The 25,476-nt window shown below is 59.0% G+C and carries 27 protein-coding genes; 14 read left to right on the top strand and 13 right to left on the bottom strand.

Going from position 1 to position 25,476, the window contains the following annotated elements:
* Positions 1-181 precede the first annotated feature (181 nt).
* From ABRP66_RS09095 to ABRP66_RS09085, 3 genes are all read left to right on the top strand, one after another.
* Positions 182-1,363 (top strand): hypothetical protein, encoded by a 1,182-nt coding sequence (locus tag ABRP66_RS09095; protein ID WP_349838602.1) that lies wholly within the window; start codon positions 182-184, stop codon positions 1,361-1,363.
* A gap of 136 nt (positions 1,364-1,499) precedes the next feature.
* A complete protein-coding gene (gene relB, locus ABRP66_RS09090; RefSeq protein WP_284630014.1) occupies positions 1,500-1,736 on the top strand; it encodes a type II toxin-antitoxin system RelB family antitoxin in 237 nt (78 codons plus the stop codon).
* On the top strand, positions 1,720-1,983 hold the full coding sequence (locus tag ABRP66_RS09085) for a type II toxin-antitoxin system RelE family toxin (RefSeq protein ID WP_284783513.1): 264 nt from the start codon (positions 1,720-1,722) through the stop codon (positions 1,981-1,983). Before relB ends, ABRP66_RS09085 begins: the two co-directional genes overlap by 17 nt.
* Before the next feature lie 59 nt (positions 1,984-2,042).
* On the opposite strand, the gene ABRP66_RS09080 is transcribed toward ABRP66_RS09085, so the two are convergent.
* The 3 genes from ABRP66_RS09080 to ABRP66_RS09070 are packed head-to-tail and all read right to left on the bottom strand — an operon-like array spanning position 2,043 to position 6,321.
* Positions 2,043-2,675, bottom strand: coding sequence for a DUF3239 domain-containing protein (locus ABRP66_RS09080; RefSeq protein WP_349838601.1), 633 nt, complete (start codon positions 2,673-2,675; stop codon positions 2,043-2,045).
* Positions 2,672-4,297, bottom strand: a complete 1,626-nt coding sequence (locus tag ABRP66_RS09075; RefSeq protein WP_284770560.1) for a DNA repair helicase XPB — start codon at positions 4,295-4,297, stop codon at positions 2,672-2,674. Before ABRP66_RS09075 ends, ABRP66_RS09080 begins: the two co-directional genes overlap by 4 nt.
* The gene (locus ABRP66_RS09070; RefSeq protein WP_284770561.1) at positions 4,294-6,321 is read right to left on the bottom strand and encodes a helicase-associated domain-containing protein; all 2,028 of its coding nucleotides are present in this window, start codon (positions 6,319-6,321) and stop codon (positions 4,294-4,296) included. The genes ABRP66_RS09075 and ABRP66_RS09070 overlap by 4 nt, the downstream gene beginning before the upstream one ends.
* Positions 6,322-6,386: 65 nt before the next feature.
* On the opposite strand from ABRP66_RS09070, the gene ABRP66_RS09065 reads away from it, so the two are divergent.
* Complete coding sequence (locus tag ABRP66_RS09065; RefSeq protein WP_005279826.1) at positions 6,387-6,572, top strand: hypothetical protein; 186 nt, start codon at positions 6,387-6,389, stop codon at positions 6,570-6,572.
* 47 nt (positions 6,573-6,619) lie between these two features.
* Here ABRP66_RS09065 and ABRP66_RS09060 read toward each other — a convergent pair whose 3' ends face one another.
* Positions 6,620-7,240 carry a resuscitation-promoting factor Rpf1 domain-containing protein gene (locus tag ABRP66_RS09060; protein ID WP_284770562.1) on the bottom strand — a complete coding sequence of 207 codons (621 nt, stop codon included), beginning with the start codon at positions 7,238-7,240 and terminating at the stop codon, positions 6,620-6,622.
* A 295-nt stretch (positions 7,241-7,535) separates the two neighbouring features.
* Between ABRP66_RS09060 and ABRP66_RS09055 the strand changes: the two genes are divergently transcribed.
* Entirely contained in the window at positions 7,536-7,916 is a 381-nt protein-coding gene (locus tag ABRP66_RS09055; RefSeq protein WP_005279828.1) for a cold-shock protein, read from the top strand.
* On the opposite strand, the gene ABRP66_RS09050 is transcribed toward ABRP66_RS09055, so the two are convergent.
* Positions 7,913-8,446: a DUF2771 domain-containing protein gene (locus tag ABRP66_RS09050; protein WP_284770563.1), complete on the bottom strand. Its 534-nt coding sequence runs from the start codon at positions 8,444-8,446 to the stop codon at positions 7,913-7,915. The two genes, ABRP66_RS09055 and ABRP66_RS09050, sit on opposite strands and share 4 nt — an antisense overlap.
* 6 nt (positions 8,447-8,452) lie before the next feature.
* Positions 8,453-9,259 (bottom strand): glutaminyl-peptide cyclotransferase, encoded by an 807-nt coding sequence (locus tag ABRP66_RS09045; protein ID WP_410757473.1) that lies wholly within the window; start codon positions 9,257-9,259, stop codon positions 8,453-8,455.
* A 5-nt stretch (positions 9,260-9,264) separates the two neighbouring features.
* On the opposite strand from ABRP66_RS09045, the gene ABRP66_RS09040 reads away from it, so the two are divergent.
* The 3 genes from ABRP66_RS09040 to ABRP66_RS09030 are packed head-to-tail and all read left to right on the top strand — an operon-like array spanning position 9,265 to position 12,204.
* A complete protein-coding gene (locus ABRP66_RS09040; RefSeq protein WP_284770565.1) occupies positions 9,265-9,933 on the top strand; it encodes a DUF3027 domain-containing protein in 669 nt (222 codons plus the stop codon).
* A 50-nt stretch (positions 9,934-9,983) separates the two neighbouring features.
* Positions 9,984-11,387, top strand: coding sequence for an NCS2 family permease (locus tag ABRP66_RS09035; RefSeq protein WP_284817032.1), 1,404 nt, complete (start codon positions 9,984-9,986; stop codon positions 11,385-11,387).
* A 10-nt stretch (positions 11,388-11,397) separates the two neighbouring features.
* Positions 11,398-12,204, top strand: a complete 807-nt coding sequence (locus tag ABRP66_RS09030) for a TrmH family RNA methyltransferase (RefSeq protein WP_284770567.1) — start codon at positions 11,398-11,400, stop codon at positions 12,202-12,204.
* Here ABRP66_RS09030 and ABRP66_RS09025 read toward each other — a convergent pair.
* The 3 genes from ABRP66_RS09025 to serC all read right to left on the bottom strand — a co-directional run bounded on the left by ABRP66_RS09025 (position 12,165) and on the right by serC (position 15,072).
* Positions 12,165-12,995: a DUF6928 family protein gene (locus tag ABRP66_RS09025; RefSeq protein ID WP_284770568.1), complete on the bottom strand. Its 831-nt coding sequence runs from the start codon at positions 12,993-12,995 to the stop codon at positions 12,165-12,167. The genes ABRP66_RS09030 and ABRP66_RS09025 overlap by 40 nt on opposite strands.
* 3 nt (positions 12,996-12,998) lie before the next feature.
* On the bottom strand, positions 12,999-13,847 hold the full coding sequence (gene sepH, locus ABRP66_RS09020; RefSeq protein ID WP_284770569.1) for a septation protein SepH: 849 nt from the start codon (positions 13,845-13,847) through the stop codon (positions 12,999-13,001).
* A 106-nt stretch (positions 13,848-13,953) separates the two neighbouring features.
* Positions 13,954-15,072, bottom strand: a complete 1,119-nt coding sequence (gene serC / locus ABRP66_RS09015) for a phosphoserine transaminase (RefSeq protein WP_284783498.1) — start codon at positions 15,070-15,072, stop codon at positions 13,954-13,956.
* A gap of 157 nt (positions 15,073-15,229) precedes the next feature.
* Between serC and ABRP66_RS09010 the strand changes: the two genes are divergently transcribed.
* The 6 genes from ABRP66_RS09010 (at position 15,230) to ABRP66_RS08985 (ending at position 21,334) form a co-directional block, all read left to right on the top strand.
* On the top strand, positions 15,230-16,522 hold the full coding sequence (locus ABRP66_RS09010; protein WP_284796821.1) for a citrate synthase: 1,293 nt from the start codon (positions 15,230-15,232) through the stop codon (positions 16,520-16,522).
* A 121-nt stretch (positions 16,523-16,643) separates the two neighbouring features.
* Positions 16,644-17,003 (top strand): FKBP-type peptidyl-prolyl cis-trans isomerase, encoded by a 360-nt coding sequence (locus ABRP66_RS09005; protein ID WP_005279843.1) that lies wholly within the window; start codon positions 16,644-16,646, stop codon positions 17,001-17,003.
* A gap of 109 nt (positions 17,004-17,112) precedes the next feature.
* Positions 17,113-17,976, top strand: coding sequence for an aldo/keto reductase (locus ABRP66_RS09000; RefSeq protein ID WP_284796822.1), 864 nt, complete (start codon positions 17,113-17,115; stop codon positions 17,974-17,976).
* Positions 17,977-18,373: 397 nt separating this feature from the next.
* On the top strand, positions 18,374-18,721 hold the full coding sequence (locus ABRP66_RS08995; protein WP_284770573.1) for a DUF485 domain-containing protein: 348 nt from the start codon (positions 18,374-18,376) through the stop codon (positions 18,719-18,721).
* Positions 18,722-20,365 carry a monocarboxylic acid transporter gene (locus ABRP66_RS08990; RefSeq protein WP_284852303.1) on the top strand — a complete coding sequence of 548 codons (1,644 nt, stop codon included), beginning with the start codon at positions 18,722-18,724 and terminating at the stop codon, positions 20,363-20,365. It abuts the gene before it with no gap.
* A gap of 39 nt (positions 20,366-20,404) precedes the next feature.
* Positions 20,405-21,334 carry a hypothetical protein gene (locus ABRP66_RS08985; protein ID WP_284851777.1) on the top strand — a complete coding sequence of 310 codons (930 nt, stop codon included), beginning with the start codon at positions 20,405-20,407 and terminating at the stop codon, positions 21,332-21,334.
* A 2-nt stretch (positions 21,335-21,336) separates the two neighbouring features.
* Here the strand turns inward: ABRP66_RS08985 and ABRP66_RS08980 are convergent, their stop codons facing one another.
* The 4 genes from ABRP66_RS08980 to ABRP66_RS08965 all read right to left on the bottom strand — a co-directional run bounded on the left by ABRP66_RS08980 (position 21,337) and on the right by ABRP66_RS08965 (position 25,473).
* On the bottom strand, positions 21,337-22,242 hold the full coding sequence (locus ABRP66_RS08980) for a DUF1906 domain-containing protein (RefSeq protein WP_284852320.1): 906 nt from the start codon (positions 22,240-22,242) through the stop codon (positions 21,337-21,339).
* Between the two features lie 78 nt (positions 22,243-22,320).
* On the bottom strand, positions 22,321-22,749 hold the full coding sequence (locus ABRP66_RS08975; RefSeq protein WP_284852304.1) for an OsmC family protein: 429 nt from the start codon (positions 22,747-22,749) through the stop codon (positions 22,321-22,323).
* Between the two features lie 88 nt (positions 22,750-22,837).
* On the bottom strand, positions 22,838-23,866 hold the full coding sequence (locus ABRP66_RS08970) for an ABC transporter ATP-binding protein (RefSeq protein ID WP_349838600.1): 1,029 nt from the start codon (positions 23,864-23,866) through the stop codon (positions 22,838-22,840).
* A 2-nt stretch (positions 23,867-23,868) separates the two neighbouring features.
* Positions 23,869-25,473, bottom strand: coding sequence for an ABC transporter permease (locus ABRP66_RS08965; protein WP_410757479.1), 1,605 nt, complete (start codon positions 25,471-25,473; stop codon positions 23,869-23,871).
* Positions 25,474-25,476: the final 3 nt, after the last annotated feature.

Raw genomic sequence — 25,476 nt, 5'->3', positions numbered from 1 at the left:
CTAAGCCTGTACACGCTGATGGTACTGCAACCGGGAGGTTGTGGGAGAGTAAGTCACCGCCGACACCAAACAACAAACAAACAACAAAATAAAGTTTGTACCGAGAGGGGCAAGGACACCGATTCCAACGGTGTGCTTGCCCCTCTTCTTCGTGATCCCAGAATTTTCTATACTGAATCCCATGAGAACTCTTGCACAGGCGGTAACCGGTCTTGTCCGGTCTAATGATCCCGATCTGAACAAAGGTGCCCGGGGCGTGTATTACAGTGACCGTATATATGAAGCCGCTGAGCTTTTAGAACAGGCAGAAGAGGATCCTGCACAACTTTCTGGGATCGTGCCGCCAAGTCCATCCGATATCGTGCTTGTTGGTCTAGATGCGGTAGAAGAGGTCCTCAAGACTATTCCTCGGGTCAATGACTACGCCCATGCCGTAAGGGATGCCGGCGAAGTCTTGGCGCGGGTAGTTTCCTCCGCGGCACAGCAAGCTAGTTATTCTGGTTGCGCTTTGGCCGACTGGTTTATACGAATGAATCAGATTCTCCCAGCGGAAGAAATCGGCCTCGACCCAGTCTATTTGGCACCTGCCTTTGGTGAAGAGGGGGTGGCTCGCATCCGTTCGTGGAATACGGCGGAGCAAGGTAGTGGATACGTGGGGCGTCGGTTAGCGGTACTAGAAGGAACTAGTGAGGCCGTCCTTCGTCCCCATGGTCTCAAGGGAAGTGCGGCGTCGCGCTATGAGGAGATTATTGCCGGCCTTTGTGATATAGGCCGCTACGATCTTGCCTTCGATTGGTCCGAGAAGGCAGTTGGTGAGTGCGCCCCAGCGGAAATCCGAAATATCGCCTCGGGTTGGGCCGTACTTGCTAAGGAGCATTTTCCCGAACACTCGGAGCGCGTGGCTCGCAGTGTATTCGACACATATCCAGAACTGTCGTTCGCTCAACAACTCTATGCTGCGGGCACCGACAAGGCGAAATCTGCGGCGCATATACAAGACACGTTGGCGGCGAAGCCGTGGGACTTAGCGATGTTCCAGCACTTGTGCCTTGAAGACCCTGGACTTGCCTGGAGAACCGTCATAAAGGCGGGAATGGAGCAGTCAATGGCGCAACGATTCCTCGATGACCTCCCGGCTCAGGCTCTTCCCTTCGTTCGCGACGATGTCGCAACTTACCTAGATTCGACTAAGGTTGGTCGCGACATGGGCATCGAGCTGCTGCAGACCATGAGAGAAAAGTCGGCGGAACTTGGGGATCCCTGGGATGTGGACTTCAACGTGTTTTTGACAGGACTGCGCCGTCGCTACGCCGAACGGCATGTCATTTTAAGGCGACTGGACGAGGTTTCCCTTATCGCTTGATTTGGTTACTGAGAAAACGCAAAATTCGTGACTATGAGTGTGCAGGAAGTCAGCATTACAACGTGACTACAGCAAACCGCGGGCAATGCTCATGGGGTGGTGTACAAATCGCTTTACTTGTTGTAAACATGTTTACATGAGCGAGTCAGTAATTAGTTTGCGCGTTAACGCGAAGCAGAAAGAGCGCCTAGATGCGCTTGCTTCGCGGACTGGGCGGACTGGAGCCTTCTATCTTCGCAAGGCCCTAGATTCCTACCTCGATGAACTTGAGTATGTGTATGCGCTCGAAGCCGAATCCGAAGCAGCCCGACGCGGAGAATTGGACACGATCTCTTTGCAGGATTTAGAGGACGAGTGTGGTTTGGTCGATTGAGTTCACCCCGCGTGCGGCGAAGGCGTTCCGGAAGCTCGACAAACCGGTACAGAAACAAATCAGTAAGTTCCTTCGTGAGGTAGCAGAGTTAGACGATCCTCGTGTGCGCGGTAAGGGGCTCGTCGCGGACAAGTCTGGATTGTGGCGGTGGAGAGTAGAGGATTATCGAGTGATTGTTTCCATCCTCGATGAAACGGTGGTCGTCAACGTCATCGATGTAGGACATCGACGCAATATTTACCTTTAACCATTTGGCAAAGGTAAAAGAAAAAGCACCAGAAACAATCTGGTGCTTGAGAGTCCTGACTAGAGGACGAGCAGGTCATAGCGGGTGGATTTGACATCGGAAAGCCGCTTTCGGGCGCGCTCTAGGCGCTGCCATTGTTCCTGGGGGATGGATTTGCGGGCGATGGTGACGGTTTCAGCATCGGGGGTTCCCCAAGCAATGGGCATGGGGGAGATTTGCTGCCAATGCTCCTTATCGGAAGTAGAACGCTGGCCGGACACAGCGGCGACAGGCACCTTGGTGCCCACGGTGCGTTGGACGCCGGGAATGTAGGTTACCGTGCGCAGGCACGCGCCCCAGCGTGGGGGAAGGGACGGATCCACATTGGTATTCACCAAGGCAAGAAGGATCATGTCTCGTTCGTTGACCTGTGCGATGACGGCGGGAGCGAGCGGATAAGAATCATACAGCGATTGGGCCGTTCCCACCTTGCTTGCGGCGGCGACGCCGACGACGGCAACGACGATGCCAAAGAGGATGAGCCCTAATCCCACGGTTATCCCCCAGGAAAAGCTCCACCACACGGCGGCGCCGGCGATGATCAGGATGAGGCCGAAGATAAGCCCGGATACGCGAAGGCGGTTGGAATCGCGCAATAACTCGTTATTGGCCTTAGCAAAGGACTCGTCAACGTCGAACTTAAAGATCTTCATTGGCCTAAGTCTACTGCGTCCATGAGCCGGTAGGCATATCCTTGCTCGGCGAGGAAGCGTTGGCGGTGCATGGCGTAGTCCGCATCTAGGCTGTCGCGGGTGACTAGCGTATAAAAGAGCGCCGCGGTTTCCTTCGGACGCAGCAGGCGGCCGAGGCGTTGTGCTTCCTCTTGGCGGGAGCCAAAGGTGCCGGAGACCTGGATGGCTAGTGCAGCTTCGGGCAGGTCAATGGAGAAGTTGGCCACTTTGGATACGACGAGGATGGATAGCACGCCCTTACGAAATTGCTGGAAGAGCTTTTCGCGCTTGGCGGTAGAGGTGGTGCCATCGATGACGGGGGCATCGAGGTGTTCACCTAATTCGCGCAGTTGGTCCACGTATCCGCCGATGATGAGCGCTTGCTGGTCGTGGGAAGCAAGGATCTTATCGACGGCGCGGAGCTTAGCCGAGGCTTGTGCGGCGATGCGGTAGCGGTCGCGCGGCTGCGCGGTGGCATAGAGCATGCGTTCTTCCGGATCCATATCCACGCGGACCTCGATGCACTCCGCGGTGGCGATGTAGCCGGCCATTTCCAGCTCTTTCCACGGCGCATCGTAACGCTTCGGTCCGATGAGGGAGAACACATCGCCTTCACGGCCATCCTCGCGCACGAGGGTGGCGGTAAGCCCTAGCCGGCGCCGCGATTGCAGGTCCGAGGTCATGCGGAATACGGGTGCGGGAAGCAGGTGGACCTCGTCGTAGATAATAAGGCCCCAGTCGCGGGAATCGAAGAGCTCGAGGGCGCGGTATTCACCCTTGGTTTTCCGCGTGACCACTTGATAGGTGGCGATGGTAATCGGCTTGATTTCCTTCTTCTCGCCGGAGTATTCGCCGATATCGTTTGGAGAAAGCGTGGTGCGGCGCAGCAGCTCGTCGCGCCACTGGCGGCCGGCGACGGTATTGGTGACCAAGATGAGGGTGGTGGATTGCGCCTTTGCCATGGCGGCGGCACCGACGATGGTTTTGCCGGCACCGCAGGGCAGCACGACGACGCCGGAGCCGCCGGACCAGAAGGCATCGGTGGCGTATTCCTGGTAATCGCGCAGGTGCCAGCCGTCCTCGTTGAGCGCGATGGGGTGAGATTCGCCGTCGATATAGCCGGCAAGGTCTTCGGCGGGCCAGCCGGCCTTGAGGAGTTCTTGCTTGAGGCGGCCGCGTTCTGAAGGAGCCACGGCGATGGTGTTGTCATCGATGCGCGAACCCAGCAGTTTTCCTACCTTGCCGCGGGAGAGCTCGGTGAGGATAGCGGGCTCTTCGGATTCGAGGATGAGCCCGTGGGCGGGGTGCGCCTGGAGGCGGACGCGGCCGTAGCGGGACATGGTCTCGGCGACATCGACAAGCAGCGATTGCGGGACCGGGAACCGGGAGTAGGTTTCTAGGACATCGACGACCTGCTCGGCGTCGTGCCCGGCGGCGCGGGCATTCCAGAGTGCCAGGGAAGTAATGCGGTAGGTATGCACGTGCTCTGGGGCGCGCTCCAGCTCCGCGAACGGCGCGAGGGCGGTGCGCGCAGCTGCGGAATCTGGATGATCGACTTCCAGCAAGACGGTCTTGTCCGACTGCACAATCAGTGGTCCGTTCATGCGTCTAGGGTAACGGAGGTGATGCGGTGCAAGGGAAACCGGATGGTGGAGCCATCGGCGGCGCGGGCATCGATTTGGCCACCGGCGACGGTCAGTGGGGTGACGGTGCGGGTCTTGGTATTGCCATTTTTATCGGCGTAGCCAATGGTGATGGGGCGTGCGGTGCGCGCGGCGGCGTGGACCAGATCCAGGTTGGGCAGGCTCGGGGCCTCGCCGGTGGTGAGGTTGCGCAGCGCACGCGCTATATCCGGCGGCGCGGCCTGGGCGCGAGGGCTGGGTGTGGGAAGCGTTGCGGGCTCGGGCGCGATGGACAAGCTAGCGCCGTTTTCGTCCTCGGCAGCGGGGGAGAGGCCGTTTTCGCGCAGGCGCTCCAACAGCTCGCTGACGCGCAGCTGGGAAATCGCGACCGTGGGGGCCAGCAGGCGCAGCGGAGCGGCCTTCGCGGCGATCTGCAAGAGGGCTGGGTCCTCGCTGCGCAGGTAGGACAGGGCAGGACCGGAGCGCAAGGTGCCGTGGCGCTTGGTGATGTCCTCGATGTGGAACTCCAACGTATGCGGGACATCGCCATGCGCGGCGAAGAAATCGCGGATCTCCGTGCCCGTCATCCCGCGGTCGAGGCCGCGGCGAAGGGAGGCATCGCTAATGCGGTAAACGCTGGCGAGTCCTGGTGATTCCAAGTCCGCGAGGGACTCCAGGGTGTGGTGGGCCGCGGGCTCGAGGGGCCCTGGCACTAGCACGGTCATATCCGCCTGGACCAGGAAATAGTCGATGGTGTCGGGGGTGAGGGTATCGGCGGCATCGAAGCCATCGATAAGCACGCTGGTGGCTCGCCCGAGCGCGATGGCGCCGATCCATTCCGCCTCGCGGTGCAGCTCCTCGATGGTCTCTGGGGAGGTGTGCGTGGCAAAAAGGGGAAAGGAAAAATGCAGATCCGCTTGAAATTCAGCTGCGGACAGCGGCTGTGCGGAGTTGAGGTAAACATCGAGGATATGCCGGCGAAACTTGGGCAGGCGGTCGGTGCTGGCGGCGAGTACCCGGCCAGATTCCCACGGGGTCCAGGGGGAGTGTTCCCAGGCCACGAGGAGCACGCGCCACTGCGCGGCTAATCCTGCATCGAGCCACTCTTGGGCGGAATCGGTGGGTGCAAGGAAGTTTCCCTCGTACCCGGACGGTTCGCCGCGGTTGATAAGCCGCGCGGACAGGCCAAGCGTAATCAGGCGGCGCAGTTCTGGTTCCGCGATGTCCAGCTGCTTGCTGAGCTGGGCAAGGGGGCGCACGCCGACGGTTTTATCCTTGAGCAGCTCGATCGGCCGGGCACCGAGGGAAGAAATCAGCTGTTGCATGCCGCGCACCACGGACAGGCCCGCGGCGGTACCGGCGTCATCGGCCTTGCGGTCAACGGTGGGCTCGCCGCGCCGCGCGGAGGGCTCGGTGGGAATGTAGGGGACGGTCTGCCCCTTCATGGCGCGGTGCACCTCGCGCGGGAGGCGAACGGTCTGGGAGTCGACGCGCTGCAAGAGATGCTTGGCAATCAGCCGCGGCACGGGGTGGGACGGATTGGTCTCGCGGGTGGTACCGATGCCATTGGAGCGCGCCAGGGTGGCAAGGACGTGGCGTTCGTCTTCAGCAAGGGTATCGATTGTTGCGGGCGATACCTCGAGCTGATTAAGCAGCGACCAGCCGGTGGGCAGCGCAGGCATGACCTCTGGCGGAATCTGCACCGCGCCAAAGGCGAGGCCGCGTTCCTTGAGCTCGCGGGTGATGGCGGGGTTGTGGTCTTCTACCTCTGCAAGCTCGCCGCCGCGCTTGGCGATGTCCTCCAGCACCGCCAACTGCTGTGCGTTACACTCTGCTAGCGCTCGGGCGATAGAGGTGCGCAAGAGGAGCCGCGTGGCCAGCGCCGCGATGGAGGGCGGCAACGGGGTTAAAACATCGGGGCGGTGGCGAAGGATGGTGGCCAGTTCCTCTTCTGAAAGGGAATTAAGCCAGGTGCGAAAATGCGGGAGGTGGGAGGACTGAGTCATGATAAATCACAATTTTAGCGCCCGATTGAGTTACGTTTTTGCCCGAGGTTTGAAATAATAAAGCTATGTCGAATGAAAAGAATGGCTTTGTTTCCCCGGCGTGGCCGGACAATGAACACCGCGAGCATGCAATTACGGAAATTTCTGCGCCTTTTGCTGGTGCTTCCAGCCCTTATGGCGATGATTTGGTGTTGCCGATGCCGGCAGAGAAGTTGAACTACGTTCACCCTTATACCCGCATCAACCGCTAAAAAATTCCCCTTGCCGCAGAAGGCTAGGGGAATTTTTATGCGCTTATTTAGCGGCTGAAGGTCTCAACCAGCTGTGCAATCGGGTCGATGACGTCGCGGTTAGCGGAGTAGAACGCGTTAAAGTCGTGGCGGTTGGCGTGGTAGGCGTCCGAAATCTGTGCCGGTAGCTGCAGGCCGTAAGCGTTAGCGGTGTCCTTAACGAGGTTGTAGACGGCGTCTACGGCGAGCTCATCGGACTTGTTTTCTGCTGCCTGCTGTACTGGCTGCGGTGCTTCAGCAGGTGCGGAAGGGGCGGTGCGCTCGGTCGGCGCGGAGTTCAGGCCAAGGGAAGCCGAGCATGCAGGCCATGCGCCCCATCCCTGGTTAGCCAGGGTGCGCTCAGCGATGACAATCTGCTGCTCGCGGGTTGCCTGGTTAGCGGTAGGGGCGAACTCACCGCCACCGTATGCCTGCCAGGTCTGGGGGTTGAACTGCAGGCCGCCGTGGTAGCCATTGCCGGTGTTGATGTGCCAGTCACCGCCGGACTCGCACTGCGCGAGGCGGTCCCAGTCGGAGTCAGGGGCAGCGGCGGCGTTCGGTGCCATGATGGCAGCGGCTGCGCCCAAGGCAACGGTGCCTGCGGTGAACTTGGCGGCAAAGTGGTTAGTCTTAGCGGAGTGGCGTCCCATAAAAGTAGTCCTTTCCGTAGTGCCCGTTTTCGTGTAAATGTTTTGCGCCTAGAAGAAAGGATGGGCAGGGAAACCTTCTTTGCGGCGACACTGAGGGCCAGCGTAGTGGTTTATAACGAAATAGTCACGTTCTGGGCACTAAATGGGAAAGAATTGAGACTATTGTGGTTCCGTCCGCAATATTTCCGCAGGTAGTGACAGTGTTGTGAACTATGCCACACGACACGTGGAACTTCTGTTCTGTATAACTTCCAGCTAAACTTAAGAATTTACCCAAGAGAAGAGGTGGATACCTATGCCCATTGGCAAAGTGAAGTGGTATGACGCCGAGAAAGGTTTCGGTTTCGTTAGCAATCCGGGCGATGAAGACGTCTACGTCGGCCGGAATGTCCTGCCCAAGGGAGTAGAAGAAATCTTTCCGGGTCAGCGCATCGAATTCGATTTCGCGGCGGGGCGCCGCGGGCCGCAGGCACTGCGGGTGCGTGTGCTGGACAAGCCGCGCCGTCGCACGCCGTCGCGCAAGCCGGAAGAGCTCGGCAGCATGGTCTCAGATGTTATGACCCTGCTGGAATCGCAGGTGCAGCCGGTACTGAACTCGGGGCGCTACCCCGAGCGCAAGACTGGGCGCCAAGTAGCAGAAATCCTCCGCGCAATTGCGAAGGATTTAGATAGTTAATCATCCATGGTGGATAGGGACCACACGGTGGCGAGGGGGGTTTCTTCGCCATCGTCATCGGTGCCAATCATGAGGGAGGAGACTTCCACCACCATGAGCCGGGGGCGCTCGCCAGTTGATGCCTCGATGGGGTCTACCGAACCGGGGATATCTACCTCGGTCGTTTCATTCGCACCATGAGAGGTTTCGTCATTGGCGGCGGGGTCATCATAAATGGACAGCACCTTCCATTCGTGATTAGAAATCTCCCCGGGGATTTCCAGATGCAAGGTGTCATCCTCGCCCACCGTTAGTTGGGGGACATCGCCTTCGGGGCAATCGGTTCCCGGCTCGCATACGAGGTAGGGCGTGACCTCCTTGGTGTTATCCCCCACGGAGGCGGTAATAGCAATCTCGCTCGGCTCTGGGCCCGGGCGCGAATTGCGCCAGCTCTGAAAGATCACCACGGAGGCGACGATGACCGCCACGACCACGATGAGCGCGAGGATTTGCAGCAGCGACTTTTTCCTTGCTTCCTTACGGGTTGCCATGGCCCATTACTTTACTCGAACGCGGTAGAGCTCATCCCACCGCTTGCCGGTAAGCCAGAATTCATCGGTGCCCTCGATATGTGCGATGCCGTTTAAGACGTCATCGGGATCGGTATATTTCGATTTATCGATGGCATCGGTAGAAATCACCGCGGTTACCTTGCCAGAGGAGAGATCGATGCGGTGGATATCTTCACTGCCCCACACATTGGCGTAGACATCACCGTCCACGCATTCCAGCTCATTGAGATCTTCCACGGGCGAGCCATCGAGGGTGACCTCGGTGGTCGAGAGCTCCGCAAAGGTCTCTGGATCCATGTGCCGCAGGGTAGAGGTGCCATCGGACATGATGAGCTCGTCCTGGTTGGCGCATAGTCCCCAGCCCTCGCCGGCATAGGTGGCGGTGTCGGTGCGCTGGAAGTCGCCGTCATAGCGCAGGGATTGCCCGCGCTTCCAGGTCAATTGCCAGATGGAATTACCATATTGGGTAATGCCCTCCCCAAAAAGTGAGTCATCGAGGGCGCGCTCTTGCAAGATTTCGCCGGTTTCAGGGGAGAAGCGGATGAGTTTGGATTCGCCCCATTGCCCGGTGCCGAGCAGGAGGTTGCCCTCGCCGTCTTCTTCGAGGCCTTGTGTAAAGGAGTTCTCTGGTAGCGGCGCCCTATCGAGGACTTCCACTGAAAGGTGATCGGGGGAGGAAGCATCGGGAGAGTCTGAGGAACAAGCGGTCAAGGCGCAGCAGGGCACGGCAATGAGAGCGGCGCGGCGGAGAAACGGCATGCACCATATGTACCACTGTCGGCGGGCCATCATGAATAATGAGGGGCGTGAGTAAGCGAAAAGCAAATCCGTTGATCGATTCCCGCGCCGTACGCATCGCGCGTGAGGCATTGGAAGAGGTGGGGGAAGGGGGCATCGGCAAGCATAGGGGCGTAGCCGGAATGGGCCGCAACGTTGTCACCCATCGCTTTGAGGCGGATATGCCGGGCTACCCAGGCTGGGAATGGCAGGCCGTGCTCGCGTGCGCGGAAGGCTCGCGCTACGTCACCGTCAATGAGGTGGCGCTGGTACCGGGCGGGGAGGCGCTGCAGGCACCAGAATGGGTGCCGTATGAGGACCGAGTGCTGCCGGGGGATTTGGGTCCGGGGGATCTCATGCCGCCAGCCATCGATGATGAGCGCCTGAACGGAAATGAGCTTTCTGCCAAAGGTCTGGCGGATGCCAAGCAGCGCTGGCAAGAAGAATATGGCCCGACCTCGGAGATGGCAGCCAAGGCGCACCTGCAGTGTCGCACGTGCGCGTTTTATATGGGGCTCATGGATAACTTTGGGGTATGTGCCAATGAGTATTCCGCTGATGGCCGCGTGGTGCATGCGCGCTACGGGTGTGGTGCGCATTCGCAGACGCGGGTGAGTGAGGAGAAGGCGCCGGCCGCGGCCTTCGATGACGAAAAGCCTATTTACCAAGATTTTGAATTTGGGGATTAAAGCAGCACACTTAGGGCGTAAAAATACCGCTCTACGTGAAAGGGCACGGCGTGAAAGCCACTCTCGATCGCTATTTCCACATTTCTGAACGCGGTTCCACCATCGGAACCGAGCTACGCGCGGGAACGGTCTCGTTCTTCGCCATGGCATATATTATTTTGCTCAACCCGCTCATTCTGGGCACGAGCCCGGATGCGGAAGGCTATACCTTAGGCGTGCCGCAGGTTGCTGCGGCCACGGCGCTGGTCGCCGGCGTCATGTCCATCGCTTTTGGTGCGATTGCGAAGTACCCCTTCGCCATGGCTGCGGGCCTGGGCATGAATACCTTCGTCGCCATCAGCATGGTCGCCACCAGCGGGCTGACCTGGCAAGAAGCCATGGGCCTGGTGGTAATCGAGGGCCTTATTATCGTCCTGCTCGCCGTGTCCGGTTTCCGCACCGCGGTATTTGACGCCATCCCGCAGCCCATGAAGGCCGCTATGGGCGTGGGCATTGGCATGTTCATCGCCATGATCGGTTTCGTGGACGGTGGGTTTGTTACCCGCGTGCCCGATGCCGCGCAGACCACCGTGCCGGTGGGCCTAGGCATTAATGGTTCGATTGCCACCTGGCCGGCGGTGGTCTTTGTCATTGGCCTTATCATTTGCGCCTTCATGGTCATCCGCAATGTGCCCGGTGGGCTATTTATTGCCATCATCCTGAATACCGTGATTGCCTTTATTGTCCAGGCGCTCACGGACTCGGAGGACTGGGGCATGGCCGCCCCAGAGGCCCCAGATGCGCTGGGAGGCCTGCCGGATCTTTCCATCGTGGGCGATGTGAACCTGGTTGGCGCCTTTGCCAATATTGGCGTGATCTCCACGGTTCTGCTCATCTTTACCCTGCTGCTGACCAACTTCTTTGATGCCATGGGTACCATGACCGGGCTGGGTAAGCAGGCCAAGCTCGTGGATGACAACGGCAACCTGCCGGGAATGAAGAAGGCGCTGGTTGTGGAAGGTGCCGGCGCGGTTGCCGGTGGTTTGGGCTCGGCGTCCTCGAATACTGTCTTCGCGGATTCCTCTGCCGGCATTGCCGATGGCGCCCGCACCGGCCTGGCCAATATCATGACCGGCCTGCTGTTTATCGCGGCCATGTTTTTCACCCCGCTCTATGAGATCGTACCCATCGAGGCCGCAGCACCGGTGCTGGTCATCGTCGGCGTGATGATGGCCGCGCAGCTTACGGATATCCCGTGGACGCGCATGGAAGTAGCCATTCCAGCCTTCCTTACCATCGTGGTCATGCCGTTTACCTATTCCATTGCCAACGGCATTGGCGTGGGCTTTATTACCTTCGCGCTCATGTCCACCTTCGCCGGTAAGGCCAAGCAGGTGCACTGGATCATGTGGCTACTGGCGGGCTTGTTCGTCATTTACTTTGGCATCGATCCGATTTCGGAGGCCATCGGCTAGCCTGGAAGGCATGCATATTTCTGATCCCCGTGACCCTCGCCTGGACGATATTCGGAACCTCAACAAATCCGATAAATCCGGCGAGGGTTTGGTCATTGCAGAAGGCCCCTTGGTGGCCGCCCGCCTGATGGAATCGCGGTTCCCCATGCGCTGCCTGGTGGGCTTTCCCCACAAGCTGGAGGCCTTCTTTGCCGAGTACGGCGAGCCGGAGTGCCCCGTCTACGAGGTCTCGCGCGAAACCCTCGCGGAGGTCGCAGGCTTTGATATGCACCGCGGGTTGGTTGCCGCTGCGGGCCGCGCCCCAGAGCCGGAGGTGGGCGAGATTCTGGAGCGTTCCCGCACCATCGCCGTGCTGGAGGGCGTGGGGGATCATGAAAATATCGGCGCCATTTTCCGCCACGCGGCCGGCATGAACGTGGATGCGGTGCTGCTGGGCTCAGGTGCGGCGGATCCGCTCTATCGACGCTCGGTGCGCGTATCCATGGGCCACGCGCTGCGCGTGCCCTTTGCCCATTTGGAGGGAGGTTTCACCACGTGGCAGCGCTCCTTGCAGGCGCTTGCCGATGCCTCCTTTACCCTCATTTCCTTAACCCCCAACCCCCAGGCGGTGCACCTGGCAGAGGCCATGCACGGGCAGGACAAGGTGGCCATGCTCGTTGGCGCGGAGGGCCCTGGGCTTACCGAGCACGCAATGAAGGCCACCGATATCCGCGCGCGGATACCAATGGCCCCAGGAACTGATTCCCTAAACGTTGCGACCGCGGCCGCCATTTCCTTTTATGAGCGCCAGCGATCCTTAAGTGACTTAAACGTCTGACGCAGCCAGTTGCCAATCAGCGAACCGAGCTGCTTCGCGGTGGAAAGGATCTCATCGCCAGTGGAATCCGGCTCGGCATCGTGGTCCTCGTAGTCGTCATAGTCGTTGAGGCCCAGCCTGTTTGCGGATTGGGCGGCGAACTCGCTGACCGGCTGCTTTGGCTTCGGCGGATCGATCTTGGGCTCTGGGCGCCCGTCGACGGCATAGCCCACGACGTCCAGGTCCGGGCCTTCCTGTCCCACGGTGATGCCCAACCAGTGTTCTTGGGCGGCCTCCATTATGCTGTGGGGCCGAAACGGCAGGGAAATGCCGCCGAGGGATTCGTCCTTTTCACCGGCCCAGAACGGCGCCTCAAAGGGCTCGGGTAGGCCGGTGTCCTCGTAGAGGCGGTCACGGGTGGCGCACAGGCAGCGCTTGAGCTCGCCGCCTTCCCACAGCGCGAAGCCTGCATAGTCTTCGTCCGCGTTGCTAACCAGCGCGATAACCCGCTGGGAAGGAACCGCGTTTAAGAGGTCCTTCGGCAGCTGGGAAAGCAGGACTGAATCGCCCTCGCAGACCGTTTGCACCACGGTAATGCCCGGGTAGCCGCCGATGTAGTACTCATTCGGATCCGTCTGCGCGGAGCGGTTCAGGGGGAATTGCCCAATCGGGGTGACCGGGAACTTGGGGTTGAGCTGGGCTAGGAACTTGCGGCCGAACCCGCGGTCCGCCTTGGGCTCGGTCTTGAGAACTTCTTCGGCGCCGGGCTTGGAGATGTACCACAGCGTGAGAACGGCATGAGAGATGTCCACTGTTTAGTCCCTCGGGCGCTTGGTGTTGGAACGAACGCCCAAGAGCACGTCCTCCCAGTGTGGGGTGACGGCCTTGCGGCGGCGCTTCGAGGGCTTGGACTCGGAGGACGGATTCTGCAGGAATTCCTCTTCTTCCGTCTCCTCGCTGGAACCGGAAATATCGGTGACATTGGCGGGCTGATCGCCGTCAATGGCTTCGTCGTAGCGGCCGCTGCCCAGGGAGGTCAGCGAGCGCACCGGTTGCACGAAGTCCGGGTCCGTAAGGTCTGCCGCGACCGAGTTGCGGGCCTCGACCGTAGCGGGGGAGGACATGGACTGCTTGAAGGTCCATTCCGCCTCGTTTTCAGAAAGTCCCGCCTTCCAGGTCACGCGCACAACCCACGGCTCGCCCTGGTGGCGGTAGGCGTCCCACGTGGACTCCGAAAGGGAGTGGCCGCGGGCGGCAAAGGAGCTCGCCAGTACTTCCCACAGGGTGAGCTTGGCGGGGCCGTCGTCGCGCACTGGGTGGGCCTGCTTGGCCACCTCAGAAATGCGATTGCGCTCCAACATGACTGGGTAAGCAAAGGGCTCGATGCGCGATTCATCGACGTGTATCTCTTCCGCGAGCTCTGCCGTGGAAGCACCGGCACGGATGCGGTTTTGGATCTCCGCCGGCCGGATCTGCTTTTCTTCCTCTTCGTGGGAGGGCTTGGGCATCGGCGCTAGCTTCGGCGGTTCTGGCTTGCTAGCGGTGGGCGTGAGGGCGGAACGCAGCTCATCGGTGATGGGAAGGGAAAACTCTTCGCCTTCTTCGGTGCGTAGCACCAATGAGTCTTCGCTAGATTCGCTGTCAACGAGAAACAGCTCGCGCATAGTGTGGCGCTCCTTTGCCTATCGACGGAAGGACGGATCTGTGATGCAGTCAACTATAACGCGAAAACGCCCCGCGCCATGCGAGGCGGCGGGGCATGTTGATGACTTAGTTGGCATCCAGCACGTAGTCGATGCACTGCGTGAGCTTGGCGATGTCCTCGGTTTCAATCGCCGGGAACATGCCCACGCGCAGCTGGTTGCGGCCCAGCTTGCGGTACGGCTCGACATCGAGGATGCCGTTGGCGCGCAGGGTAGCGGCAAGTTGTGCGGCATCCACGGATTCGTCGAAATCAATGGTGCCCACGACCAGCGAGCGCGCTGCTGGCTCGCTGACGAATGGGGTGGCCTCTGGGCGGGATTCGGCCCAGTTGTACAGCGTGGAGGAGGATTCGGTGGTGCGCTTGACCATGCCGTCGAGGCCGCCATTGTCATTCATCCACTGAATCTGGTTATCCAGCATGAGCAGGGTGGCAATCGCCGGGGTGTTATAGGTCTGGTTCTTGCGGGAGTTATTCACCGCGGTCTGCAGGTTCAAAAACTCCGGAATGAAGCGGTCGGAGTTATTGATCTTTTCGATGCGCTCCAGCGCGGCCGGGGACATGGCGGCGAGCCAAAGGCCGCCGTCGGAAGCGAAGCACTTCTGCGGCGAGAAGTAGTACACGTCGGTCTCTGCGATATTAACGGGAAGGCCGCCGGCGCCAGAGGTGGCATCGACAAGCACGAGCTGCTGGTGGTTGTGGGGGTGGGGGCGGACAACCTCCGTCATCGCACCGGTTGAGGTCTCATTGTGGGCCCAGGCGGCGACATCGGCATCGGCAGCAAGCTCGCGCGGATCCGGGGCGGTGCCGACAGGGGATTCTGTCAGGGCCGGGGCATCGAGCCATGGAGCCTTGGAAGAGGCCTTGGCAAACTTGGTGGAGAACTCACCAAAGGTAAGGTGGGCCGACTGGCGCTCGATGAGGCCGAAGGTAGCCGCATCCCAAAAAGCGGTGGCGCCGCCCAAGGACAGAACAATTTCGTATCCCTCCGGAAGCGAGAAGAGATCGCTTAAGCCCTCGCGCACGGAACCGACGAGGTTTTTCACCGCCGGCTGGCGGTGCGAGGTGCCCACGATAGCGGGGTCAATAGCCTCGATCTGGGCGGGGCGTACCTTGGAGGGTCCGCAGCCAAAGCGGCCATCGGAAGGCAAGAGATCTGCTGGCAGTGTGATTTCTGGAGTACTCATGCCGCTAGTGTAGAACAGTTCCGGTTGGATGGCAGGTATTTTGATGTCCATAAACTTGTTGGCAGTATCACAAAGTTTGCTAGAGTGTGAATAGGTCAAAGGCTCACGGCGTAAGTTGGCGCCTTTAAAGAACTCTTTAACAGGGAAAGGAAATTCCGTGTCTACTGAAGAAAACAAGGTAGTACTCAAGCACGCTGGCAACGAGTACGAGATGGATATCAAGCAGTCCACTGAGGGCGATTCCGGCTTCGATATCTCCAAGCTTCGCAAGGAAACCGGGCTTGTTACCTTCGACCCCGGCTACACCTCCACCGGCTCCACCGAGTCCAAGATTACCTTTATTAACGGTGAGGAAGGCATCCTTCGTTACCGTGGCTACGATATTGCTGAATTGGCAAATAACGCCACCTTCAATGAGGTTTCCTACCTGCTGATCAAGGGCCACCTGCCGGATGAGCAGGAACTGGCGCAGTTCAATAGCGCCATCCGCCACCACACCCTCTTGGATGAGGACTTTAAGGCGCAGTTCAACATCTTCCCGCGCGATGCCCACCCGATGGCCGTGCTTGCTTCCTCCGTGAACATTCTCTCCAGCTACTACCAAGACCAGCTGGATCCACTGGATGAGGAGCAGCTGGACAAGGCTACCGTTCGCCTGCTGGCTAAGGTGCCGATGCTGGCCGCTTACGCTTACCGCGCATCCCAGGGCAAGCCTTATATGTACCCGGATAACAATCTCAATGCGCGCGAGAACTTCCTGCGCATGATGTTCGGTTACCCCACCGAGGAGTACGAGGTTGACCCGGTTGTCTCCAAGGCACTGGACAAGCTGCTCATCCTGCACGCTGACCACGAGCAGAACTGCTCCACCTCCACCGTCCGCATGATTGGTTCCGCACAGGCCAACATGTTCGTCTCCATCGCCGGCGGCATCAATGCCCTGTCCGGCCCGCTGCACGGCGGCGCAAATCAGGCCGTGCTGGAGATGCTCGAGGACATCGAGAAGAACAACGGCGGCGACGCTACCGACTTCATGAACCGCGTGAAGAACAAGGAAAAGGGCGTTCGCCTGATGGGCTTCGGCCACCGCGTGTACAAGAACTACGACCCACGCGCGGCCATCGTCAAGGAAACCGCACACGAGATCATCGATCACTTGGGCGGCGACCCGATGCTGGACTTGGCCATGAAGCTGGAAGAGATTGCGTTGAATGATGACTACTTCGTCTCCCGCAAGCTCTACCCGAACGTGGACTTCTACACCGGCCTCATCTACCGCGCCATGGGCTTCCCGACGGACTTCTTCACCGTCCTCTTCGCCATCGGCCGCCTGCCGGGCTGGATTGCTCAGTACCGCGAGCAGCTGGAGATGAACTCCAAGATCAACCGTCCTCGCCAGATTTACACCGGTGAAACCCTGCGCAAGGTTACCCCTCGCAGCGAGCGCTAATTAGCGCTTTTGGTCGCCCCAATTCAACCGAATCGGGCTTGAGCACTATAATTGGTGCAGCTCGGTTCGGTTTCATTGCGACCGCACGAACAAACTAGATTTCCCAAGGAGACTAATCCCCATGGATAAACCTGTTATTGAAGCCCAGTCTGGCCCAGCGCCGACCGACCTCGTCATTGAGGACATCGTCGTAGGCGATGGCGCTGAAGCTCAGCCTGGTGGCGTAGTGGAGGTCCACTACGTTGGTGCCGAATATGAGACCAACCAAGAATTCGATTCCTCGTGGGACCGTGGTCAGTCCATCGAGTTCCCACTGACCGGTCTCATTGCCGGCTGGCAAGAGGGCATCCCGGGAATGAAGGTGGGCGGTCGCCGTCAACTCATCATCCCGCCGGAAAAGGCCTATGGCCCAGCCGGCGGTGCGCACCCGCTGTCCGGCCGCACCTTGGTCTTTATCATTGACCTCATCCGCGCTGACTAAACTGCGCTAAAAATCGTTGAACCGGCTTCCCTTAAGGGGAGCCGGTTTTTCGCTGTGCTGGGCAGTCAGTTCCCGCAAGGGGCCGCATGAGACGGCAAACTGGGGCACAATGGGAACTATGACTGTGCCACATATTTCTTTCAATGATGACCGTGAGATGCCCCAGCTGGGTTTGGGCACCTACAAGCTCAATGAAGATGAATGCATTCGCGTAGTCCGCGAAGCCATTGACCTGGGCTATCGCCACTTTGATACGGCAACGCTGTATAAGAACGAAGAGGCATTGGGTACCGCGCTGAACCAAGCCATTGACGCGGGCGACGTCACCCGCGAGGACCTGTTTATTACCTCCAAGGTCTGGCACTCCCACCACGGCGCGCAGAAGGCGGAACAGGCCTTCCAAGAGTCCATGGAGAGGCTGAAGCTGGATTACTTGGACCTGTACCTGATCCACTGGCCATGGCCACAGGGTGGGCTGTACGTGGAGACCTTTGAATCCATTGCCCGCCTACAGGGGATGGGCCAGATCGCTTCCATCGGTGTCGCTAACTTCTACGAGGAGGTCCTCGAGGACCTCATTGAGAAGACCGGCATTACCCCGGTTCTCAACCAAGTAGAGCTGCACCCTGGCTTTACCCAGCCGGAGCTGCGCGAATTTCACCACAAGCACGGCATCGTGACCGAGGCGTGGTCTCCGCTGGCGCGCGGCGTGGTGCTTAATAACCCGGAGATTGAAAAGATTGCCGCTGCGCACGAGGCTACCGAAGGCCAGGTGGTACTGGCGTACCTGATGGCCAAGGGCATTTCCGTTATTCCGAAGTCCGCCCGCAGCGAGCGTCTCAAGGAGAACCTGGCCGCCGCGGAGCTAGAGCTGGGCAAGGATGAAATCGCGGCTATTGACTCCTTGGAAGGCCAAGAAGGCTTCGGCCGCATGTTTAATGACCCCCGCGAATTCCCGGGCGAAGAGGGCTAAGAAGGCACTCTCGGGCAAAGGAGCCACCGACGACGACGTCGTCGGTGGCTCCTTTGCCCGAGAGTGCCCGTTGGGTGGGGGAGTGCGTGCTGGTCAAGGCACTAACCGCGTTAATAGGTGGTTCCTTTCGTGCAACCTTTACTCATTAGCTAATGTCTAGTTAACAAAATTTGCGAACCACTTAAATCCTGGGTGGAGGGGGTGATTTGCAAAGAATATTAGCCCAGTTCACCGGAGCCTATCGGGCTAAAAGGGGGAGTTTATGTGAGGTGTATTGGCAATATTTACTGCTTTGCAAACAATGTTCTGTATCTTACATAGCAACGCGGGTAGTGATGAACAACACATTGCTCCTCGTTTGTACAGAACCTCTCTCACCCAAGGAGACAACCGTTCTATGAGTGATACAACTGCTCCCGTCGAGCGCCGTGACCTTACGGCAGCCGACTACATAGAAATGCGCGATAGCGAAGAGTTTGGCGAACTGCGCAGCGCTTATCGTAGTTTCACTTTTCCCATGACCGTCGCGTTTTTCGTGTGGTACATCGTCTACGTGCTCACCGCCGTGTTTGCGCCTGATTTTATGGCCATTGAGCTTGGCGATGGCGGCTGGAACGTCGGCCTCGTCTTCGGCCTGGCCCAGTTCCTCACCACGTTCATCATTACCTGGATTTACGTGAAATATGCCAATAAGAATATTCAGCCTAAATCGGTTGCTATTCGCGAGAAGTTGGAGGCCAAGTAAATGACTACCACTTACCTTGCACAAGAAACTTCTGCCGGTAACCCGATTCTGAATATCTCCATCTTCGGTATCTTCCTCGTGGTGACGATGACCGTCGTGCTGAGCGCTGGCAAGTCCACGAAGAAGGCTTCGGACTTCTATACCGGTGGTGGCGCGTTCTCCGGCCGCCAGAATGGCTTGGCCATTTCCGGTGACTACCTTTCTGCGGCGTCCTTCCTCGGCATCGTCGGTGCAGTGGCGCTCAACGGCTATGACGGATTCTTGTACTCCGTTGGCTTCTTCGTCGCCTGGCTCGTGGCCCTGATGCTCGTGGCCGAGCCGATGCGTAACGTGGGCCGCTTTACCATGGCGGACGTTTTGTCCTTCCGCCTGAAGCAAAAGCCGGTGCGCGTGGCTGCGTCCATCGCCACGCTCTTCGTGACGCTGTTCTACCTCATTGCCCAGATGGCCGGCGCCGGTTCGCTGGTGGCCGTGCTGCTGAACATCCATGACTTCAAGTGGCAGGCAGTCGTCGTCGGCATCGTCGGCGTGCTGATGATCCTCTACGTCTTGGTCGGCGGCATGAAGGGCACGACCTACGTGCAGATGATTAAGGCCGTCCTGCTGGTGACCGGTGTGGTCGTCATGTGCATCATGGTGTTTGTCTCCCTGCGCGGTGGTTTCAGCAACATGTTCAGCACCGCGATTGATATGCACGCGTCGTCCGATTACCTCCATGAAAAGGGCTATGAGGCCAAGGAAATCATGGAGCCGGGCCTGAAGTACGGTGGCTCTACCGCCGCTAAGTTGGACTTCATCTCCTTGGGTATGTCCCTCGTGCTGGGCGTGGGCGGCTTGCCACACGTGCTGATGCGCTTCTACACCGTACCGACCGCCGTTGAGGCTCGTCGCTCCGTGACTTGGGCCATCGTTATCATCGGTGCCTTCTACCTGATGACCCTGATTCTGGGCTACGGTGCAGCCGCACTGGTTGGACCGGACCGCATCCTGAACGCACCGGGTGGCGCGAACGCCGCGGCACCGCTGCTGGCACTGGAAATCGGTGGCTCCATCTTCATGGCCATTATTTCCGCCGTGGCCTTTGCTACCGTGCTCGCCGTGGTGGCGGGCCTGGCGATTACCGCCTCCGCTTCCATTGCGCACGATATCTACCACGCGGTCATTCGCAACGGTGAGTCCACCGAGGCAGAGCAGGTGCGCGTCTCGCAGGCCACCGTGGTAATCCTGGGTATCGTCTCCATTATCTTGGGCATCTTGGCGATGACCCAGAACGTGGCCTTCCTGGTCTCCCTGGCCTTCGCAGTGGCGGCATCGGCTAACCTGCCGACCATCCTGTACTCGCTGTACTGGCGCCGCTTCAACACCGCGGGTGCCGTGGCCTCCATGTACACCGGTGTTGTCTCCTGCTTGGTTCTCATCTTCTTCTCCCCAGCGGTATCCGGCACCGAAAGCGCCATGTTCCCGAACGCGGACTGGGCTATCTTCCCGCTGACCTCGCCGGGTCTGGTCAGCATCCCGCTGTCCTTCTTCGTCGGTTGGTTTGTCTCCATCGTGACCAAGCCGGACAACTTGGACGAGCTGGCGGCAGAAATGGAAGTTCGTTCCCTGACCGGTGTGGGCGTCGAGGCCCCAGTCCAGCACTAATTGCCCGCAAAGTAGCAATTACCGGTAATATGGTTCGACGTGTTTAATCCGTCCTCTCTCAACGCGGCGGCATCAGTAAAGGCTGGTGCCGCCCTTGCCGTGTGCATGCTTGCTTGCTCTACGGTTGCTGGGTGTAGCAATAGCGAGCGAGATAGCACCGCTAAAGCCGAAGACACCACGATCACCGCGCACAGAGCCTCAAAGGTGCCTCCGCGCATCAATGAGTTCCTCAAGGGGGATGAGGACCATTCCATTAGCTATATTCGTCTGCACGATGGCATGTATATGGGCTCTGCGGCAGAACACGATCCTCGCCCGGCGCTCAGCCTCATCAAGCTCTACATCGCCACCTACGTCATTGAGCAGGGCGAGTATGAGGACAAATACGAGGCGCTCGGCATGATTGCCAGCTCTTCTGATAAGAGCGCCGAGGAGCTGTTTAAAAAGTACCCGGATTCCATCGATAAAATTGCCAAGGAATACCACCTGGAATCCACCAAGGCGGGCGAGACTTGGGGCTATTCGGAAACCTCCACCTATGACGTAGCCAGCTTTATCTCTCAGCTCATCAAGCGCGATGAGACCCACCCCGTGCTGGTGGCGATGTCGCACGCGGATCCCGTCTCAGAAGATGGTTATGACCAAGATTATGGCACCGCGAAGCTCTCTAATGTGGTGGGCAGCAAGTGGGGCTGGTCCAACGATAAGTCGATCAATTCCTCGGTGTCCTTTGGTAAGAACTTCGTCGCCGCGGCATCCATTAATGGATCCGCCGATGACCTCACGGACTACGTGAAGAGCGAAATCAACGGCGAGAATCTGGGCAAGGCCACCGAGCGGTTCCTGAAGTACAAGAACGGCGAGGACGTCCCACCCATCGAGACAACCTCAGAAAAGCCGACCTCGAGCGAGAAGAAGGACGAGGGCAAAAAGGACGAAAAGAAGTCCTCCGAGCCCAAGGGGAAATAGGCCTACTTAATGGCCTTGGCGATGTCCTGGGCGGCATCGGCAAGCCCGCGAATTTGCTCGTTGCTTAGCGATGACCCCTTAAAACTCACCCCATCCGCGGTGAGCTGCGGCAAATCCGGCATATTGGGGATAGCCTCGTCCAGGGTAGAGCTGAGATCCTGGATGCCTGGCTGCTTGGAGCCGGGTGTCCATTGGCCCCAGTCGCTGGCGTAGACCTCGTTGACATCGACGATGACGTTCTCGATGGTCTGCTGGCGCGACTGCGGAAGCTGGTGAATGGTGGTCTTGGGGTGGATTTTCCCGTTGGAACCCCAATCGTGCATCCAGTAGAACGTGCCAATCCCATCGCGGCTGGCCCACTCGATGGTGTTGTAGTTGCCGTAAACGCCGGTCTGGTAACCGGCTACAGACAGCGCCTTGGAAAACGCCTGCAGGTAAGGCCGGATGAACTGGTTGTAGTGCTCGCGGGTGGGGTTATCGTCGATGGCGATATAAATGGGCCGGTTCGTGGGGCCACCGGCGGCTTTGTGTAGTGCGATGGCCTGCGGGGCGTGGATGGCGGCGCCTGCCGCGCCCTGCTTCCAATCGGCTGTTTCGGCGCGGCCGAATTGATAGACCGAGGCCGTGGGCAGGCCGGCGGCGGCATTGGCAGCAGTCTCTTGCAGCGTGACCGGCTTGCCGGTCATCCAGGCCGCGCCGGGACGCTTATTGGAGACGTAGCGAATAGCGCCGATATGGCCCGCGCGCTTGATGGCGGCGGGGGAGGGGACGCCGGAGGAAAAGTCAATGATGGTCCCGCGCACCGGGCCGAGGGCGGCGGCAGAGGGTGCGGCCGTACCAATGGCCCCAGCGGTAAGGGCAAGGGCGCTTGCCTTCAAGAGGCCGCGACGAGACAGAGACGGTGACATGAAAAGCTCCTGCAGTGATCGCATTAGTCACAATAGTTAACAAATGCACCATAGCAGGAGGCGGTGGGTGGATCATGTTTATTTTGACACGTTGCTAAATTCCACGTTTGTGGCGTGTTCCACGGTGCGCGATACCGTGCAGTCCTTCTCGTGGGAAATGCGGATGAGGTTATCCACGAGCGCGCGGGCCTTATCGCCGTCTGGGGTGGAGGGGAAGGCGAGGTCGAAGGCGACGCGGACATCGGAAAGCCGCGAGGCGCCATCCTCATCCACGCGGTTGCCCTCTGCGCGCACCTGGAAAGACTCCGGCTCGGTGCGCCGGGAGGTTACAACATCCACGTCTACCGCGGTGCACCCAGCGACGGCGGCCAGCAGGAGCTCGACCGGCGATAACAGGCCCTCCCCGCGGCCGAATTCGATGCTGGCGCCGTCCGCATTGGTGGCCCGGTACACCGAATTTTCTACGCGGGTAAGATCAACGGAATACTGCTTCGTGATTTCACTCATGGCTTAAAGCTTAAGCCAGGCTCGGGATATAGGCCACGCTGCAGCAAAGGATTAAATGCAGCGATAGGAAATCGGAGGCAGTGCGCACTTAATAAATCAACGGCGGCGAGAAGCGGATACGCACCGATTGTCCAAGCTCTGGTTTATTATCTGCGGTAGTCCGGAACGTGACCCCAGATTCATGGGAGGCGGTAACGGAGTAGTGTCCGGCTTCGAAAATGGCGGAGTCAACCACCGCAGCAACCGTGGCACCTGGATGGTTTTCCTCCACGATCGTCGCGTGGTGCGGCAAGATGGCGGCCTTAGTGCCTTCTCCTCGCACGGTTACGTCACTCAACGGCCAAGAGATACCAAGAGTTGGGCACTCGACGCGGCTTCCTGAAATAGTGGTCTGGACAATCGTGGCATCCGCAATAAATCCCGCGACCACCGGGCTAGCGGGATTTTCCAGCAGCTGTTGCGGAGTAGCAATCTGCTGGATTTCGCCGCCGTCTAGAACCACGACTCTATCTGCGATTGCCAGTGCCTCGGCGCGATCGTGGGTGACGTGCACCGTGGTTAGGCGTTGCTTTTGTGTCAGGGCTACCAGCTCGCGGCGCAAATTATCGCGCAATGGTTCATCGAGGGCGGAAAGCGCCTCATCCAGTAATAAAACTTTGGGTTTAGCGACGATCGCCCGGGCCAGGGCAACGCGCTGGCGCTGCCCGCCAGAAAGGCTGTCTGGTGTACGGTCTTCGAATCCTGGCAGGCCCACGAGAGCTAAAGTCTCAGATATACGCTCTTCGCGCTCGGCCTTTGCTATTTTCGCCTGGCGCAGCGGGTAGCCAACATTGTCCTTTACAGACATGTGCGGCCAGATCGCGTGCTGTTGGAAGACCATGCCGATGCCGCGTTTCTCCGGCGGAATATCAGTCATCTGCCGGCCATCTATGTAAAGCTCACCTGACGATGAAGAAATAAAACCAGCGATGGTGCGCAGGAGCGTGGTTTTACCGGAGCCTGACGGGCCAACGAGTGCAATGAGTCCCCCAGGCTCGATGGAGAGGTTGATATCGCGCAGGCCGGTGGTTCCATCCGGAAAAGTGACCGTGAGGTGGGAAGCTGCAATTTTCGCCATTATTAAGTCCTTACCTTAGGAGCGCGGATAGTCAGTGCGAGGGCAATGCTGCCTAGCAGTGCAAAGAGCAAAGCGAGTGCCGATGCCTGGTTGTAATTTCCTGCCTGTTGCAGTTTGAAGACTTGCACACCCAGCGTTGTGGTTCCGGGCGCGACGAGAAGTACGGAAATAGTAAGTTCTCGAATCGCGGTCACCGCGACGAGCACCGCACCGGAGATTGCCGCCGGAATGGTCATTGCGCCGGTGGTAGTAAAAAGCGCTTTAAGAGGCGTGGCGCCAGAAATGCGCGCTGCTTCTTCCACGGTGACCGGGGTGCTTATTAGCGGGGCACGCACGGACTGGACAACGAGTGCGGTAAAAGCACAGACGTAGGCGATAAGGATTATCCAAATGGTGTTATATAACCCGGTATAGCGCCCGGCAATCAGCCAGGCGACGCCGATGATGAGCCCCGGCAGCGCGCTCGGCAGGAGCGCAGAAAGTGTTAAAAGGGTATTTCCCCGCGCCTGGGTCCGAGTCACTAGAATTCCGATGACCCAGCCAAGAATCCCGCAGATAATCGCGGCGGTTATTGACAGAAATGCGGAATTGGTAAGGCCGTCGAGAACGCGCGGGTTGGATAAAGCACTGCTAAAGTTCGCCAACGAGATGGTTTCTAATGTAAACGGAACTCCAGGGGCTGGCAGCAACGCGCGGTAAGCCAAACCAAGGATTGGGCCAATGGAAATGGCGAGTCCGCACACCCACATGATGATCGTGACCGGCCAACGCGCTGAATGCAGCGCAAAGCGCGCCGGGCTTCCGGAGTCATGGGTAGAAGACGAGTTTTTCAGGGAGGTGAGGTAGTCCATGATGACTGCGCCGATTCCCAAAAATAAGAGGACGACGCCGATGGTCGAGACCACCTGTAAGGGGTTCGATACGGTGCCGGAATCAATGAACCGGTAAATCATCGTTGCGAGCGTTTCGAATCGAGCCGGCGAGCCGATAATGGCAGGAATTCCGAAATCCGCCAGATTAGCAATTGCTGTGAGGGTAAACGCGGATAACAGGGCGGGGCGCAGGAGCGGAAGGGTGACCGTGCGCAGAACAGTCATCACGGAAGCACCAGATACTCGGGCGGCTAGCTCGAAATCGGGAGAGATGGAGCGCAGGCTCGAAGAAATGATGACGTATGCCGTGGGAAAAGAGTGGATGGTCATCAGCGCTATGACCCCGTCTGCGCCGTAGATATTCCATATTTCGAACCCAAAGAGTTTATTCAAGCCCTGATTCGGGCCGAAGAGTTGAATCCAGGCGATCGCTCCGATAAATGGCGGAACCAAGAGCGGGGAAAGCAGGAATAGGCGCAGTACCGAAGAGCCGTAGATATCCGTGCGGTCTAGCGCGATGGCAATAACGGCGCCGATGATGACGGCGGCGAGAGCCGAAAGTGCCGTGGTGAAAAGCGAATTCCATGTAGCAATACCGAGCCCTTGCTCTAGCAGGACGGGAATTTGGTTTCCACCCAGTGCAAGGGAGACAACAAGGGCCAAAGGCGCGATGAACAGGCCAATGGCAATGAGCCACACGCCAACGCGCAGCGCGGATACAGAGGGATTTTTCAACAA

Source organism: Corynebacterium sp. KPL2680, assembly GCF_040225675.1.
GTDB lineage: Bacteria > Actinomycetota > Actinomycetes > Mycobacteriales > Mycobacteriaceae > Corynebacterium > Corynebacterium rhinophilum.
The sequence above is the reverse complement of the archived record's forward strand: the minus strand, read 5'-3'. Positions and strand labels throughout refer to the sequence as shown.

Coding starts and splice junctions, on each gene's coding strand:
- ABRP66_RS09095 (WP_349838602.1), top strand. CDS start 182: ATGAGAACTCTTGCACAGGCGGTAACCGGTCTTGTCCGGTCTAATGAT.
- relB (WP_284630014.1), top strand. CDS start 1,500: ATGAGCGAGTCAGTAATTAGTTTGCGCGTTAACGCGAAGCAGAAAGAG.
- ABRP66_RS09080 (WP_349838601.1), bottom strand. CDS start 2,675: ATGAAGATCTTTAAGTTCGACGTTGACGAGTCCTTTGCTAAGGCCAAT.
- ABRP66_RS09075 (WP_284770560.1), bottom strand. CDS start 4,297: ATGAACGGACCACTGATTGTGCAGTCGGACAAGACCGTCTTGCTGGAA.
- ABRP66_RS09070 (WP_284770561.1), bottom strand. CDS start 6,321: ATGACTCAGTCCTCCCACCTCCCGCATTTTCGCACCTGGCTTAATTCC.
- ABRP66_RS09065 (WP_005279826.1), top strand. CDS start 6,387: ATGTCGAATGAAAAGAATGGCTTTGTTTCCCCGGCGTGGCCGGACAAT.
- ABRP66_RS09060 (WP_284770562.1), bottom strand. CDS start 7,240: ATGGGACGCCACTCCGCTAAGACTAACCACTTTGCCGCCAAGTTCACC.
- ABRP66_RS09055 (WP_005279828.1), top strand. CDS start 7,536: ATGCCCATTGGCAAAGTGAAGTGGTATGACGCCGAGAAAGGTTTCGGT.
- ABRP66_RS09050 (WP_284770563.1), bottom strand. CDS start 8,446: ATGGCAACCCGTAAGGAAGCAAGGAAAAAGTCGCTGCTGCAAATCCTC.
- ABRP66_RS09045 (WP_410757473.1), bottom strand. CDS start 9,259: ATGATGGCCCGCCGACAGTGGTACATATGGTGCATGCCGTTTCTCCGC.
- ABRP66_RS09040 (WP_284770565.1), top strand. CDS start 9,265: ATGAGGGGCGTGAGTAAGCGAAAAGCAAATCCGTTGATCGATTCCCGC.
- ABRP66_RS09030 (WP_284770567.1), top strand. CDS start 11,398: ATGCATATTTCTGATCCCCGTGACCCTCGCCTGGACGATATTCGGAAC.
- sepH (WP_284770569.1), bottom strand. CDS start 13,847: ATGCGCGAGCTGTTTCTCGTTGACAGCGAATCTAGCGAAGACTCATTG.
- serC (WP_284783498.1), bottom strand. CDS start 15,072: ATGAGTACTCCAGAAATCACACTGCCAGCAGATCTCTTGCCTTCCGAT.
- ABRP66_RS09005 (WP_005279843.1), top strand. CDS start 16,644: ATGGATAAACCTGTTATTGAAGCCCAGTCTGGCCCAGCGCCGACCGAC.
- ABRP66_RS09000 (WP_284796822.1), top strand. CDS start 17,113: ATGGGAACTATGACTGTGCCACATATTTCTTTCAATGATGACCGTGAG.
- ABRP66_RS08995 (WP_284770573.1), top strand. CDS start 18,374: ATGAGTGATACAACTGCTCCCGTCGAGCGCCGTGACCTTACGGCAGCC.
- ABRP66_RS08990 (WP_284852303.1), top strand. CDS start 18,722: ATGACTACCACTTACCTTGCACAAGAAACTTCTGCCGGTAACCCGATT.
- ABRP66_RS08980 (WP_284852320.1), bottom strand. CDS start 22,242: ATGTCACCGTCTCTGTCTCGTCGCGGCCTCTTGAAGGCAAGCGCCCTT.
- ABRP66_RS08975 (WP_284852304.1), bottom strand. CDS start 22,749: ATGAGTGAAATCACGAAGCAGTATTCCGTTGATCTTACCCGCGTAGAA.
- ABRP66_RS08970 (WP_349838600.1), bottom strand. CDS start 23,866: ATGGCGAAAATTGCAGCTTCCCACCTCACGGTCACTTTTCCGGATGGA.